The organism is Pseudomonas sp. FW305-28 (genome assembly GCF_017351395.1).
Taxonomy (GTDB): Bacteria; Pseudomonadota; Gammaproteobacteria; order Pseudomonadales; family Pseudomonadaceae; genus Aquipseudomonas; species Aquipseudomonas fluorescens_AA.
On record NZ_JACNDD010000026.1, the window covers coordinates 1 to 15,021 of the forward strand.

Consider the following 15,021-nt stretch of genomic DNA (forward strand, 5'->3'; position numbering starts at 1 on the left):
CCGCCAGCGTCGGTTTTGCCCAGAGCGCCGGCCTGATCCTCGGTGGCTCGATCACCCAGAACAACTTCCTGGGTACCGGTAACAAGGTCAGCATCGGCTTGACCCGTAGCGAATACCAGACCCGCTATAACTTCGGTTTCGTGGACCCCTACTGGACCGCTGACGGCGTGAGCCTGGGCTACAACGCCTTCTACCGCACCACCGACTACGACGAGCTGGACTCTGACATCTCCAGCTATGCGGTGGACAGCTACGGTGTCGGCGCCAACATCGGCTACCCGATCAGCGAGACCTCGCGCCTGACCTTCGGCCTCACCGCCCAGCAGGACAAGATCAACACCGGTCGCTACACCGTCGACGAGATCTTCGACTTCGTTAACAAGGAAGGCGACAGCTACCTGAACTTCAAGGCGTCCGCCGGCTGGTCCGAGTCGACCCTGAACAAGGGCGTGCTGGCGACCCGTGGCCATTCCCAGAGCCTGGTGTTCGAAACCACCACCCCTGGCAGTGACCTGTCGTTCTTCAAGCTCGACTACCGTGGCCAGTTGTTCCAGCCGCTGTCTGACAACTACACCATGCGCCTGCACACCGAGCTGGGCTATGGTGACGGCTACGGCTCGACCGATGGCCTGCCGTTCTACGAGAACTACTACGCCGGTGGTTTCAACTCGGTACGTGGCTTCAAGGACAGTACCCTGGGCCCGCGCAGTACGCCGAGTCAGGGCAATAACCCGGGCACCATTAGAGACCCGGACCAGGATCCACTGCCGTTCGGTGGCAATGTCCTTATCCAGGGTGGCCTTGAGGTGCTGTTCCCAATGCCGTTCGTCAAAGATCAACGCTCCCTGCGTACCTCGGTATTCTGGGACGTGGGTAACGTTTTCGATTCAAGTTGCAGTGACACCACCAACGCCAACGGCACCAAGTCCGACACAAAGTGCAACGACATCAGCCTGAGCAACCTGGCCAGTTCCGTCGGTGTGGGCGTGACCTGGGTCACCGCGCTGGGTCCTTTGAGTTTCGCACTGGCGATGCCGATCAAGAAGCCGGATGACGCTGAAACCCAAGTGTTCCAATTCTCCCTCGGCCAGACGTTCTAAGCGTCTGACCCATGACAACGACAATGGATTTTGTAGGAGTGCATCGTGCGTAAGTTGACTCAATTGGTTCTCCTGGCGACCGTACTGGTCGCCGGTCCGGCTTTTGCCGACATGAAGATTGCCGTGCTGAATTATCAGATGGCCCTGCTGGAATCCGACGCGGCGAAGAAGTACGCCGTGGATGCGGAGAAAAAATTCGGCCCGCAACTGACCAAGCTCAAAGGCCTGGAAAGCAGCGCCAAGGGCATTCAGGATCGTCTGGTCGCCGGTGGCGACAAGATGGCCCAGGGCGAGCGCGAGCGTCTGGAGCTTGAATTCAAGCAAAAGGCCCGTGACTTCCAGTTCCAGTCCAAGGAGCTGAACGAAGCGAAAGCCGTTGCCGACCGCGAAATGCTCAAGCAACTCAAGCCGAAGCTCGACAGCGCCGTGGAAGAAGTCATCAAGAAAGGTGGTTTTGACCTGGTGTTCGAGCGTGGCGCAGTGATCGATGTCAAGCCTCAATACGACATCACGCGCCAGGTTATCGAGCGCATGAATCAGCTGAAGTAATCCATGACAGCGACCATCAAGCTTGGCCAGTTGGCCGAGTTCCTCGGCGCCACCCTGCGTGGCGACCCGGAGAAGGCAATTACTGGGCTAGCCACTTTGCAAGAGGCTGGCCCAGCTCAGTTGAGCTTCCTGGCAAATCCTCAGTATCGCAAGTATCTGGCCGATAGCCGGGCCGCCGCGCTGTTGCTCAAGGCTGCCGATGCCGAAGGGTTTGCCGGCGACGCCCTGATCGTGCCCGATCCGTACCTGGCGTATGCGCGAATTTCCCATCTGTTCGATCCCAAGCCCAAGTCGGCTGCTGGTATTCATCCCAGCGCGGTGATCGCGGCGGATGCCGTGGTCGATCCCACGGCCAGCGTCGGTCCGTTCGTGGTCATCGAAAGCGCGGCCCGCATTGGTGCGGGTGTCACGCTGGGTGCCCATTGCGTCATTGGCGCACGCAGCGAGATCGGCGAAGGTGGCTGGCTGGCCCCACGGGTCACCCTGTACCACGATGTGCGCATCGGCAAGCGGGTGGTAATCCAGTCCGGCGCCGTGCTGGGTGGCGAAGGGTTCGGTTTTGCCAACGAGAAAGGCATCTGGCAGAAGATCGCCCAGATCGGTGGCGTCACCATTGGCGATGACGTGGAGATCGGCGTCAACACCGCGATCGACCGCGGTGCCCTGGCCGACACGGTCATCGGCAATGGCGTCAAGCTCGACAACCAGATCCAGATCGCCCACAACGTCCAGGTCGGTGACCACACCGCCATGGCCGCCTGCGTGGGCATCTCCGGCAGCACCAAGATCGGCAAGCACTGCATGCTCGCCGGTGGCGTGGGCCTGGTGGGCCATATCGACATCTGTGACAACGTGTTCCTGACCGGGATGACCATGGTGACCCACTCGATTACCGAGCCGGGTGCCTATTCTTCCGGCACAGCCATGCAACCGGCAGCCGAATGGCGCAAGAGCGCGGCGCGTATCCGCCAGCTCGACGACATCGCGCGGCGCCTCAAGCAGGTGGAAAAGCGTGTAGGGGACGTGACCCCTGGCGGCAATGCTTCATCAGATGGCTGATACCATTTCCATATCAAGTGTGCACAGCCGTTAGGGCATCTTGATTTGCTAGCGGAGTGCGCGTCACTCGTGCGCTCCCAATCTTTACATAGGCTTCCCCCCGAAATGATGGACATCAACGAGATTCGCGAATACCTGCCTCACCGTTACCCGTTCCTGCTGGTGGATCGGGTGGTGGACCTGGACGTTGAAGGCAAGCGCATTCGCGCCTATAAGAATGTCAGCATCAACGAGCCGTTCTTCAATGGTCACTTCCCCGCGCATCCAATCATGCCGGGCGTCCTGATCATCGAGGCGATGGCCCAGGCTGCCGGGATCCTTGGTTTCAAAATGCTCGACGTCAAGCCTGCCGACGGCACGCTCTATTACTTCGTCGGTTCCGACAAGCTGCGCTTCCGCCAGCCGGTCACCCCGGGCGACCAGTTGATCCTCGAAGCCAAGTTCATCAGTTGCAAGCGCCAGATCTGGAAATTCGAATGCCAGGCTTCGGTCGACGGCAAGCCAGTCTGCTCCGCTGAAATCATCTGTGCGGAACGCAAACTATGAGTTTGATCGACCCTCGCGCAATCATCGATCCGACGGCCGTCCTGGCCGCCGATGTCGAGGTCGGCCCGTGGTCGATTGTCGGCGCAGGTGTGGAAATCGGCGAGGGTACGGTGATCGGTCCCCACGTAATTCTCAAGGGGCCGACCCGGATTGGTCGGCACAACCGCATCTACCAGTTTTCTTCGGTAGGCGAGGACACGCCCGATCTCAAGTACAAAGGTGAAGAAACCCGTCTGGTCATCGGCGATCACAACGTGATCCGCGAAGGCGTGACGATTCACCGTGGCACCGTCCAGGATCGTTCCGAAACGACCCTGGGCGACCACAACCTGATCATGGCTTACGCACACATCGGCCATGACAGCGTGATTGGCAACCACTGCATCCTGGTCAACAACACCGCGTTGGCCGGCCATGTACACGTGGACGATTGGGCGATCCTGTCCGGGTTCACCCTGGTGCACCAGTATTGCCATATCGGCGCCCACAGCTTCTCTGGCATGGGCACCGCCATCGGCAAGGACGTCCCGGCCTATGTCACGGTGTTCGGCAACCCGGCTGAAGCCCGCAGCATGAACTTCGAAGGCATGCGCCGTCGTGGTTTCAGCGAAGAGGCGATTACAGCCCTGCGTCGCGCCTACAAGGTGGTGTACCGCCAGGGCCTGACCGTCGAACAGGCGCTCGCCGAACTGGCCGAGGCGTCGGCGCAATACCCGGAAGTCGCGATCTTCCGCGACTCCATCCAGTCTTCGACCCGCGGCATCACTCGCTGACCATGGCTAACGTGCGCGTTGCACTGGTGGCGGGAGAGGCTTCCGGTGACATTCTGGGCGCGGGTCTGATGCGAGCGCTCAAGGCGCAGCACCCCGCGGTTGAGTTCATCGGGGTCGGTGGGCCGTTGATGCAGGCCGAAGGCCTGACCTCCTATTTTCCGATGGAACGCCTGTCAGTGATGGGGCTGGTGGAAGTGCTCGGTCGCTTGCGCGAGCTGCTGGCACGGCGCAAGAAACTGATCCAGACCCTGATCGAAGAAAAACCGGATGTGTTCATCGGCATCGATGCGCCGGATTTCACCCTCACTATCGAACTCAAATTGCGTCAGGCCGGGATCAAGACCGTGCACTACGTCAGCCCGTCGGTCTGGGCCTGGCGGCAGAAGCGGGTGCTGAAGATCCGCGAAGGCTGCGACCTGATGCTGACGCTGCTGCCGTTCGAGGCCAGGTTCTACGAAGAGAAGGGCGTGCCGGTGCGGTTTGTCGGGCACACCCTGGCCGATACCATTCCCCTGGAAGCCGACCGCGAGGCCGCCCGCCAGGCGTTGGGCTTGCCCGACGGGCCGCTGGTGGCCTTGATGCCCGGCAGCCGGGGCGGCGAAGTGAGTCGCCTGGGTGGCCTTTTTTTCGACGCCGCCGAACGCCTTCTGGCGCTGCGCCCTGGTGTGCGTTTTGTCCTGCCGTGTGCCAGCCCGCAGCGTCGCGTCCAGCTGGAAGCCCTGCTGGTCGGTCGCGATTTGCCGGTGACGTTGCTCGACGGCCGTTCCCACGACGCGTTGGCGGCCTGTGATGCGGTGTTGATTGCCTCCGGCACTGCTACCCTTGAGGCGTTGTTGTACAAACGCCCGATGGTGGTCGCCTATCGCCTGGCGCCGCTGACGTTCTGGATTCTCAAGCGCATGGTCAAGAGCCCCTACGTGTCCTTGCCGAACCTGCTGGCCCAACGCCTGTTGGTGCCGGAGCTGCTGCAGGACGATGCGACCGCCGAGGCGCTGGCCAGCACGCTCTCGCCCTTGATCGACGGCGGCGAGGAACAGACTCGCGGCTTTGACGAAATTCACCGTACCCTGCGTCGCGATGCCTCCAACCAGGCGGCTGACGCGGTACTGACCCTGATTGGCGCAAAACCATGAGCAACGTAAAGCTACAGATGGGCTTGGACTTCAACCTGGTTGCCGAAGTGGAAGAACTGGTGGCCGGTGTCGATGAAGTGGGGCGCGGCCCATTGTGCGGCGCGGTGGTGACGGCGGCGGTGATTCTCGACCCGAACCGGCCGATCCTGGGGCTCAATGATTCGAAGAAGCTCACCGAAGCCCGTCGCGAAAAACTCTACGACGAAATCTGCGAGAAAGCCCTGAGCTGGTGCATCGCCCGGGCCGAAGTCGAAGAGATCGATGAACTCAATATCCTCCACGCCACCATGCTCGCCATGCAGCGTGCGGTGCAGGGCCTGCACATCACGCCGAAGCTGGCGATGATCGATGGCAATCGCTGCCCGAAACTGTCGATGCGCGCCGAAGCGGTCATCCAGGGCGACGGCAAGGTGCCGGCCATCGCGGCGGCCTCGATCCTGGCGAAGGTCAGTCGTGACCGGGAAATGGCGGCTTTCGAATTGATCTACCCAGGCTACGGCATCGGCAGCCACAAGGGCTACCCGACCCCCGTTCATCTGGAAGCCCTGGCGCGCCTGGGGCCGACGCCGATCCACCGGCGCTCGTTCGCCCCGGTGCGGCTGGCTTATGAAGCCCGTGATGGCTTGATCGAAAGCGAGAGATTCGCCTGACTCATTGTGGCGAGGGAGCTTGCTCCCGCTTGGGTGCGAAGCGCCCATAAGAAGGGGGCAGCTGCGCAGCCCAGCGGGAGCAAGCTCCCTCGCCACGGATTCAATCGCTTCAAAGAGCGGTATGGGTTGCAGGCTGATGTTTTACCCAAGGCCCGGTACAATCCGGGCCTTGTTGTTTTCATGACTTAACGCAGGATCACTATGCCGGCTTCATTCGTTCATCTACGCCTGCACACTGAATACTCCCTGGTCGACGGTCTGGTGCGGATCAAGCCCCTGGTCAAGACCCTGGTGGGCATGAACATGCCTGCCGTGGCGGTTACCGACCAGAACAACATGTGCTCGCTGGTCAAGTTCTACAAGGCCGCCATGGGCGCCGGGATCAAGCCGATCTGTGGCGCCGACCTGTGGTTGTCGAACAAGGACCCGGACGCGCCGCTGAGCCGTATCAGCCTGTTGGCGATGAACGCCGTGGGGTATCGCAACCTCACCGAGCTGATCTCCCGCGGTTTTATCGATGGCCAGCGCAACGGCTCGATCATCATCGAGCGCGAGTGGGTGGCCGAGGCCAGCGAAGGGCTGATCATGCTGTCGGCAGCCAAGGAAGGTGAAATCGGCCTGGCCCTGCTCAGTGGCAATCCCGACGAAGCCGAGACCCTGGCCCGTGACTGGATGGCGGTGTTCCCGGACCGCTTCTACATCGAGGTGCAACGCACCAACCGTCCCAATGACGAAGAGCACCTGCATGCCGCCGTGGCCCTGGCGGACAGGATCGGCGCGCCGCTGGTGGCGACCAACGACGTGCGGTTCATCAAGCGGGAAGATTTCGAAGCCCACGAAACACGGGTCTGCATCGGTGAGGGCCGCGCCCTCGACGACCCGCGTCGGTCGAAGAACTACAGCGACCAGCAATACCTCAAGAGCGCCGAGGAAATGGCCGAGTTGTTCAGCGACTTGCCCGAGGCGCTGGAAAACACCGTCGAGATCGCCAAGCGCTGCAACATCGAAGTGAAGCTGGGCAAGCACTTCCTGCCCAACTTCCCGATTCCCGATGGCATGACCATCGACGAATATTTCCGCAAAGTCTCCTTCGACGGCCTCGACGAACGCCTCCGTGTCCTGTTGCCCAAGGACACCACCGAAGATTACGAAGCCAAGCGCCAGGTCTATGTCGATCGGTTGAATTTCGAGCTGGATATCATCATCCAGATGGGTTTTCCCGGTTACTTCCTGATCGTGATGGACTTCATCCAGTGGGCCAAGAGCAACGGCGTGCCGGTGGGCCCTGGCCGTGGATCGGGTGCCGGGTCGCTGGTGGCCTACGTGCAGAAGATCACCGACCTCGACCCACTGGAATATGACCTGCTGTTCGAACGTTTCCTCAACCCGGAACGGGTATCCATGCCCGACTTCGACGTCGACTTCTGCATGGACGGCCGCGACCGGGTCATCGACTACGTGGCCGAGAAATATGGCCGCAACGCGGTAAGCCAGATCATCACCTTCGGTTCCATGGCCGCCAAGGCGGTGGTGCGTGACGTGGCGCGGGTGCAGGGCAAGTCCTACGGTCTGGCGGATCGCCTGTCGAAGATGATTCCCTTCGAAGTCGGCATGACCCTGGAGAAGGCCTATGAGCAGGAAGAAATCCTGCGGGACTTCATCAAGGTCGACGAAGAGGCCGCGGAAATCTGGGAGATGGCCCGCAAGCTCGAAGGCGTGGTGCGTAACGTCGGCAAGCACGCCGGGGGCGTGGTCATCGCGCCGACCAAGCTGACGGACTTCTCGCCGATCTATTGCGATGAAGAAGGCGACGGCCTGGTAACCCAGTTCGACAAGGACGACGTCGAGGCGGCGGGCCTGGTGAAGTTCGACTTCCTCGGCCTGCGGACCCTGACGATCATCGACTGGGCGTTGAAAACCATCAACCGCGACCGGGCCAAGGTCGGCGAAGAGCCGCTGGACATTGCCTTCATCCCGCTGGACGACAAGCCGACCTACAGCCTGTTGCAAAAAGCTGAAACCACGGCGGTGTTCCAGCTTGAATCCCGGGGCATGAAGGAGCTGATCAAGAAGCTCAAGCCCGACTGCCTGGAAGACCTGATCGCACTGGTGGCCCTGTTCCGTCCGGGGCCCCTGCAATCGGGCATGGTGGATGACTTCATCAACCGTAAGCACGGTCGCGCCGAGCTGGCGTACCCGCACCCGGATTATCAGTACGACGGCCTCAAGCCGGTGCTGGCCCCGACCTACGGCATCATCCTGTACCAGGAACAGGTGATGCAGATTGCCCAGGTGATGGCCGGCTACACCCTCGGCGGCGCGGACATGCTGCGTCGAGCCATGGGTAAGAAAAAGCCCGAGGAAATGGCCAAGCAGCGCGGTGGTTTCATCGAAGGTTGCGCGAACAACGGCATCGATGCGGACCTGGCGGGCAACATCTTCGACCTGGTGGAAAAATTCGCCGGCTACGGCTTCAACAAATCCCACTCCGCTGCCTATGGCCTGGTGTCGTACCAGACGGCATGGTTGAAGGCCCATTACCCGGCGCCATTCATGGCCGCGGTACTGTCGGCGGATATGCACAACACCGACAAGGTCGTGACCTTGATCGAAGAAGTGCGGACCATGAAGCTGCGCCTCGACGCACCGGACGTGAACGCTTCGGAGTTCAAGTTCACGGTGAACGACGAAGGCCGCATCATCTATGGCCTCGGCGCGATCAAGGGCGTGGGCGAGGGGCCGGTGGAAGCCATCACCGAAGCGCGCCAGGACGGGCCGTTCAAGGACCTGTTCGATTTCTGCGCGCGGGTTGACCTCAAGCGCATCAACAAGCGCACCCTTGACGGTTTGATCCGCAGTGGCGCCCTGGACCGGCTCGGGCCTTACTTCCAGGATGAGCCCAAGGCCTACCAGGCCAACATCGACCGCAACCGCGCGGTGTTGCTGGCGGCGATGGAGGAGGCGATCAAGGCCGCCGAACAGACCGCCCGTACCCACGACAGCGGCCACGCCGACCTGTTTGGCGGGCTGTTCGTCGAGGAGGACGCCGATGTCTACGGCAACCATCGCAAGGCCAAGGAGCTGACCCTCAAGGAACGCCTCAAGGGTGAAAAAGACACCCTGGGCCTGTACCTCACCGGTCACCCGATCGACGAATACGAAGGCGAGATCCGCCGCTTCGCCCGCCAGCGCATCATTGACCTCAAGCCGGCGCGCGACACCCAGACGGTCGCCGGCATGATCATCGCCCTGCGGGTGATGAAGAACAAAAAGGGCGACAAGATGGGCTTCATCACCCTCGACGACCGCTCCGGGCGCATCGAGGCGTCACTTTTCGCCGATGCGTTCCATTCGGCGCAGTCGCTGTTGCAGACCGACGCGATGGTGGTGGTGGAAGGCGAAGTCAGCAACGATGACTTCTCCGGTGGCCTGCGGTTGCGGGTCAAGCGGGTGATGAGCATGGAAGATGCCCGTACCAACCTGGCCGAGAGCCTGCGCCTGAAGTTGCAGACCCAGGACCTCAAGGGCGATCAGCTACGCTGGTTGGGCGAATTGTTCAAGCGCCATCGCGGTGCCTGCCCGATCACCATGGAGTACGTACGCCCCGATGCCAAGGCCGTGCTGCAGTTCGGCGAAGGCTGGCGGATCGATCCGGCGGATGCGTTGATTCAAGCCTTGCGTGACCAGTTCGGCAAAGACAACGTCTTCCTCCAATACCGTTGACGGCCAGGGGCCACTGTTGAAACCGGAATGCCCCTGATCTCGACCTGAATTTTTAATCTCGACCTGAACGCGCCTCTCCCTTAAGGTAGGCGCGAATAGACAACCGGCCGGCCCAAGCTCTCTTGGACGTCGACCCAAGACGGACGCCTATGAACCCGAATTTTCTAGATTTCGAACAGCCGATCGCCGACCTGCAAGCCAAGATCGAAGAGTTGCGCTTGGTCGGTAATGACAATTCGCTGAATATCGGCGATGAAATCTCTCGTCTGCAGGACAAAAGCCGCACGCTGACCGAAGACATCTTCGGCAAGCTCACCAGCTGGCAGATCGCTCGCCTGGCACGTCACCCGCGTCGTCCCTACACCCTGGACTACATCGACCACATCTTTACCGAGTTCGATGAGCTGCATGGCGACCGTCACTTCTCCGACGACGCCGCGATCGTCGGCGGCGTTGCCCGCCTGGACGAGCAGCCAGTGATGGTGATCGGTCACCAGAAAGGCCGCGAAGTCCGCGAGAAGGTGCGCCGCAACTTCGGCATGCCGCGTCCGGAAGGCTACCGCAAGGCGTGCCGCCTGATGGAGATGGCCGAGCGCTTCAAGATGCCGATCCTGACCTTCATCGACACCCCGGGCGCCTACCCGGGCATCGACGCCGAAGAGCGCAACCAGAGCGAAGCGATTGCCTGGAACCTGCGCGTCATGGCACGCCTGAAAACCCCGATCATCGCCACCGTGATTGGCGAGGGTGGTTCCGGCGGTGCGTTGGCCATCGGTGTCTGCGACCAGTTGAACATGCTGCAATATTCCACTTATGCGGTGATCTCGCCGGAAGGCTGCGCCTCGATCCTGTGGAAAACTGCCGAGAAGGCGCCGGATGCCGCCGAGGCCATGGGCATTACCGCCGAGCGTCTCAAAGGCCTCGGCATCGTCGACAAAGTGATCAACGAGCCCGTGGGCGGCGCCCACCGCGACCCGGCTGCGGCGGCGGCACTGATCCGCGCCGAGCTGAGTTCCCAGCTGTCGATGCTCAAGAAGTTCGACAACGACGCGCTGCTGGCCCGTCGCTACGAGCGGTTGATGAGCTACGGTCTCTGATCCAAGCGCTGTACCCCTGTGTGGGAGCGAGCTTGCTCGCGATAACGGTTTAACATTCAACAGATAAGTTGACTGATACACCGCCAATCGCGAGCAAGCTCGCTCCCACATTTGATTTGTGTGAGGCCAGTTTCTATGAATCAGCCCAGGATCGACCTGCCCACCCGGCTCCTCACACAGCTATCCCCCTGGCGCAACGCCGCCACCTGGCGCATCGCCTTCTCCGGCGGCCTCGACTCCACCGTCCTGTTGCACCTGCTCGCGACCCTTTCGCAACACCACGTCCTGCCCGCGTTGAGTGCTATCCATGTGCATCACGGCCTTCAGGCAGTGGCCGAGGCGTGGCCGGATCATTGCCGTTCGGTCTGTGCGGCTCTTGGCGTACCGCTGGACGTGGTGAATGTACAAGTGCGCCCTGGCGCCAGTATCGAGCGTGCTGCCCGGGAGGCGCGTTATGGCGCGTTCGTGGCGGCCCTCCATGGCAATGAAGTGCTGCTCACCGCCCAGCATCGTGATGACCAGGCCGAAACCTTGTTGTTTCGCCTGCTGCGGGGGGCAGGGGTGAGGGGTTTGGCGGCGATGCCACGGCAGCGACCTTTGGGTCTGGGGCATCTGCTGCGGCCGTTGCTCGAGGTGTCCCGTGCCGAGCTGCAAGCCTATGCGACGCAACAGGGCTTGAGCTGGATCGACGACCCGTCCAACGATGATCACCGGTACGCGCGCAACTACCTGCGCCAGCGGGTTTTTCCAGTGCTGGCCGCACACTGGCCGCAAGCCTCGGCGACCCTGGCCCGAAGTGCTGCACACATGGGTGAAGGCCAAGGCTTGCTGGACGACTTGGCGCGGATCGACTTGGCCCAGGTCGTGACGCCAGATGCGTTCGACTGGCTTGGGCTGCCATCGCTGGTGCTGGCGCCGTTGCGGGCGTTGTCGCCGGCCCGTCAGCGCAACGCGTTGAGCCACTGGCTGGCACCCCTGACCCTGCTGCCCGACAGCGATCACTGGGTGGGCTGGGACTCGTTGCGCGATGCCGCGGACGATGCCCGGCCCATCTGGCGCCTGGCCGGCGGCGAGCTGCACCGGGCCGCCGGGCGGGTCTGGTGGTTATCCGACCACTGGCTATGTTCGCTGCCAGGCCCCGTCGACTGGGCAGATCCGGCGCTGCCGCTGCCCTTGCCGGGCAACGGTCAGGTGGTGCTTATCGGCCAGCCGCCTGCGGGGCGGGTTAGCGTGCGCTATCGTCAAGGCGGCGAGGTGCTGGCGTTAGCGAGTCGTGGTCATCGTGATCTCAAGCGTTTGCTCAATGAAAAGGGCGTGCCGGCGTTCGTTCGCGGCCGATTGCCGCTGCTCTATCAAGGCGAGCAATTGCTGGCGGTGGCCAACCTGGCCGGGCTCGACACACCCGCTGATGGCAGTTGGCAATTGATCTGGACGCCAGGAAACCAAGATCTGGGTTTGAGCTGAAAGGGGCTTTCCGGTAGACTACGCTCCCTTCTTGATACAACTTCTGTGGATTCGCCTGAATTGCAGGAGTTGCCGATTACCAAGCAGTCTTTGCTGGGCGATTCCAAAAAATGTGTAGCGAGCAACGTACCGGTGATTTCACTTCCGGTCTGTCCCAACGCGGCGGTTTTTTTGAAAGGTGCACTGTGATTAATGCAGGTGATCGGGGGCTTCGGCCTTCCTTCGCTTTCCCCGGCGGCTCGGACCGCTTTAACGCAGACTTCTAGGGTTTTTCATGACGCGCTACATATTCGTCACGGGCGGTGTTGTTTCTTCATTGGGGAAAGGCATTGCCTCGGCTTCATTGGCGGCCATCCTGGAGGCGCGGGGACTTAAGGTCACCATGCTCAAGCTGGACCCGTACATCAACGTCGACCCGGGCACCATGAGCCCGTTCCAGCACGGTGAAGTGTTCGTCACCCACGACGGCGCCGAGACCGACCTGGACCTGGGCCACTACGAGCGGTTCATCCGCACGACCATGACCCAGAACAACAACTTCACCACCGGCCGTGTCTACGAGCACGTGCTGCGCAAGGAGCGTCGTGGTGACTACCTGGGCGCGACCATCCAGGTCATCCCGCACATCACCGACGAAATCAAGCGCCGCATCATCAAGGGTGCCGGCGACGCCGACGTGGCGATGGTCGAAATCGGCGGGACCGTGGGCGATATCGAGTCCCAGCCGTTCCTCGAAGCCATCCGCCAGCTGCGTTTCGAAATCGGCGCCAAGCGCGCGATGCTGATGCACCTGACCCTGGTCCCGTACATCGCCACTGCTGGCGAAACCAAGACCAAGCCGACCCAGCACTCGGTCAAGGAACTGCGTTCCATCGGCCTGCAGCCGGACGTGCTGATCTGCCGCTCCGATCACCCGATCGACATCTCGTCGCGTCGCAAGATCGCCCAGTTCACCAACGTTGAAGAGCGCGCGGTCATCGGCCTGGAAGACGCCGACACCATCTACAAGATCCCGGGCATCCTGCACTCCCAGGGCCTGGACGATTTCGTCGTCGAGCGCTTCGGCCTGCAGTGCGCCGGTGCCGACCTGTCCGAATGGGACGCCGTGGTCGATGCCAAGCTCAACCCGGAGCACGAAGTCACCATCGCCATGGTCGGCAAGTACATGGAGTTGCTGGACGCCTACAAGTCGCTGATCGAGGCGATGAGTCACGCCGGTATCAGCAACCGCACCAAGGTCAACCTGCGCTACATCGATTCCGAAGACATCGAGAACCAGGGCACCGGCCTGCTCGAAGGCGCCGATGCGATCCTCGTGCCGGGCGGTTTCGGCCTGCGGGGCGTGGAAGGCAAGATCACCGCCGTGCAATACGCTCGCGAAAACAAGGTGCCTTACCTGGGGATCTGCCTGGGCATGCAAGTGGCGGTCATCGAGTTCGCCCGTAACGTGCTGGGCTGGAAAGACGCCAACTCCACCGAGTTCGATCGCGCCAGCGGCCATCCGGTCGTGGGCCTGATCACCGAGTGGGAAGATGCCACCGGCGCTGTGGAAGTGCGCACCGAAAGCTCGGACCTGGGCGGCACCATGCGTCTGGGCGCTCAGGAATGCCTGCTCGAAGCCGGCTCCAAGGTGCACGATTGCTACGCCAAGGATGTGATCGTCGAGCGTCACCGTCATCGCTACGAAGTGAACAACAACCTGCTGCCGCAACTGATCGAGGCCGGCCTGAAGATCTCCGGTCGTTCCGGTGATGGCGCGCTGGTGGAAGTGGTCGAGTCCCCGGACCATCCGTGGTTCGTCGCCTGCCAGTTCCACCCTGAGTTCACCTCGACGCCACGGGACGGTCATCCGCTGTTCAGCGGTTTCGTGAAGGCCGCTTTGGCTCAACACCAGAAAAAGGCATAAGACGATGGCCCAGAAGATCATCCGCGTCGGCGACATCGAAATTGCCAATGACAAGCCCATGGTGCTGTTCGGCGGCATGAACGTGCTGGAAAGCCGCGACATGGCGATGCAGGTCTGCGAGGAATACGTGAAGGTGACCCAGAAACTGGGTATCCCTTACGTGTTCAAGGCCAGCTTCGACAAGGCCAACCGCTCGTCCGTGACGTCCTACCGTGGCCCGGGCCTGGAAGAAGGCATGCGGATCTTCCAGGACATCAAGCAAGCCTTTGGCGTGCCGATCATCACCGACGTCCACGAGCCGGCCCAGGCCGCGGTCGTCGCCGAGGTCTGCGACATCATCCAGTTGCCGGCCTTCCTGTCGCGCCAGACCGACCTGGTGGTGGCGATGGCCAAGACCGGTGCGGTGATCAACATCAAGAAAGCCCAGTTCCTCGCGCCCCAGGAAATGAAGCACATCCTGAGCAAGTGCGAAGAGGCCGGCAATGACCAGTTGATCCTCTGCGAGCGTGGCTCGAGCTTCGGCTATAACAACCTCGTAGTGGACATGCTCGGCTTCGGCATCATGAAGCAGTTCGAGTACCCGGTGTTCTTCGACGTGACTCACGCCTTGCAGATGCCCGGTGGTCGTTCCGACTCCGCTGGCGGTCGTCGCGCCCAGGTCACCGATCTGGCCAAGGCGGGCATAAGCCAGTCCCTGGCCGGCCTGTTCCTCGAAGCCCATCCCGATCCGGACAACGCCAAGTGCGACGGCCCTTGTGCCTTGCGCTTGAACAAGCTGGAACCTTTCCTGTCTCAGCTCAAGGCATTGGATGAGCTGGTCAAGGGTTTTCCGACGATAGAAACCGCGTAACGCGGTTTTCTCCGGTAAAGTACCGCTCGATTATCGCTCTGGCCTGCTGGCCGCACTGCTCTTGTGGGAGCATGGCCTGCGATGGTGTCCTTCAGGGCTCATCGTCGGCAAGCCTTGCTCTTTGTGGCGAGGGAGCTTGCTCCCGCTGGAGCGCGAAGCGCTCCCATCCAG

At 61.7% G+C, this 15,021-nt stretch carries 12 protein-coding genes; all 12 read left to right on the forward strand.

The window, feature by feature from the left end; all coding sequences use genetic code 11:
- Nucleotides 1-1,100, forward strand: a 1,100-nt coding sequence (gene bamA, locus J4E53_RS08645; protein WP_207268125.1) for an outer membrane protein assembly factor BamA, incomplete at its 5' end; no start/stop codon positions are given.
- Between the two features lie 45 nt (nt 1,101-1,145).
- Nucleotides 1,146-1,649: an OmpH family outer membrane protein gene (locus tag J4E53_RS08650; RefSeq protein ID WP_003184901.1), complete on the forward strand. Its 504-nt coding sequence runs from the start codon at nt 1,146-1,148 to the stop codon at nt 1,647-1,649.
- Between the two features lie 3 nt (nt 1,650-1,652).
- Entirely contained in the window at nt 1,653-2,708 is a 1,056-nt protein-coding gene (gene lpxD / locus J4E53_RS08655) for a UDP-3-O-(3-hydroxymyristoyl)glucosamine N-acyltransferase (RefSeq protein WP_060738995.1), read from the forward strand.
- Nucleotides 2,709-2,813: 105 nt separating this feature from the next.
- Nucleotides 2,814-3,254, forward strand: a complete 441-nt coding sequence (fabZ, locus tag J4E53_RS08660) for a 3-hydroxyacyl-ACP dehydratase FabZ (RefSeq protein ID WP_003184897.1) — start codon at nt 2,814-2,816, stop codon at nt 3,252-3,254.
- Nucleotides 3,251-4,027 (forward strand): acyl-ACP--UDP-N-acetylglucosamine O-acyltransferase, encoded by a 777-nt coding sequence (lpxA, locus tag J4E53_RS08665; RefSeq protein WP_053118863.1) that lies wholly within the window; start codon nt 3,251-3,253, stop codon nt 4,025-4,027. Before fabZ ends, lpxA begins: the two co-directional genes overlap by 4 nt.
- Nucleotides 4,028-4,029: 2 nt before the next feature.
- On the forward strand, nt 4,030-5,160 hold the full coding sequence (lpxB, locus tag J4E53_RS08670) for a lipid-A-disaccharide synthase (RefSeq protein ID WP_060738994.1): 1,131 nt from the start codon (nt 4,030-4,032) through the stop codon (nt 5,158-5,160).
- Nucleotides 5,157-5,810, forward strand: a complete 654-nt coding sequence (gene rnhB, locus J4E53_RS08675; RefSeq protein ID WP_060738993.1) for a ribonuclease HII — start codon at nt 5,157-5,159, stop codon at nt 5,808-5,810. Before lpxB ends, rnhB begins: the two co-directional genes overlap by 4 nt.
- A 201-nt stretch (nt 5,811-6,011) precedes the next feature.
- Entirely contained in the window at nt 6,012-9,533 is a 3,522-nt protein-coding gene (gene dnaE / locus J4E53_RS08680) for a DNA polymerase III subunit alpha (protein ID WP_060738992.1), read from the forward strand.
- 149 nt (nt 9,534-9,682) lie between these two features.
- A complete protein-coding gene (locus tag J4E53_RS08685; protein WP_060738991.1) occupies nt 9,683-10,630 on the forward strand; it encodes an acetyl-CoA carboxylase carboxyltransferase subunit alpha in 948 nt (315 codons plus the stop codon).
- A 135-nt stretch (nt 10,631-10,765) separates the two neighbouring features.
- On the forward strand, nt 10,766-12,094 hold the full coding sequence (tilS, locus tag J4E53_RS08690; RefSeq protein WP_060738990.1) for a tRNA lysidine(34) synthetase TilS: 1,329 nt from the start codon (nt 10,766-10,768) through the stop codon (nt 12,092-12,094).
- A 274-nt stretch (nt 12,095-12,368) separates the two neighbouring features.
- Complete coding sequence (locus J4E53_RS08695; RefSeq protein ID WP_003184880.1) at nt 12,369-14,000, forward strand: CTP synthase; 1,632 nt, start codon at nt 12,369-12,371, stop codon at nt 13,998-14,000.
- A 4-nt stretch (nt 14,001-14,004) separates the two neighbouring features.
- On the forward strand, nt 14,005-14,850 hold the full coding sequence (gene kdsA / locus J4E53_RS08700; RefSeq protein ID WP_060738989.1) for a 3-deoxy-8-phosphooctulonate synthase: 846 nt from the start codon (nt 14,005-14,007) through the stop codon (nt 14,848-14,850).
- The last annotated feature ends 171 nt before the right edge of the window (nt 14,851-15,021 follow it).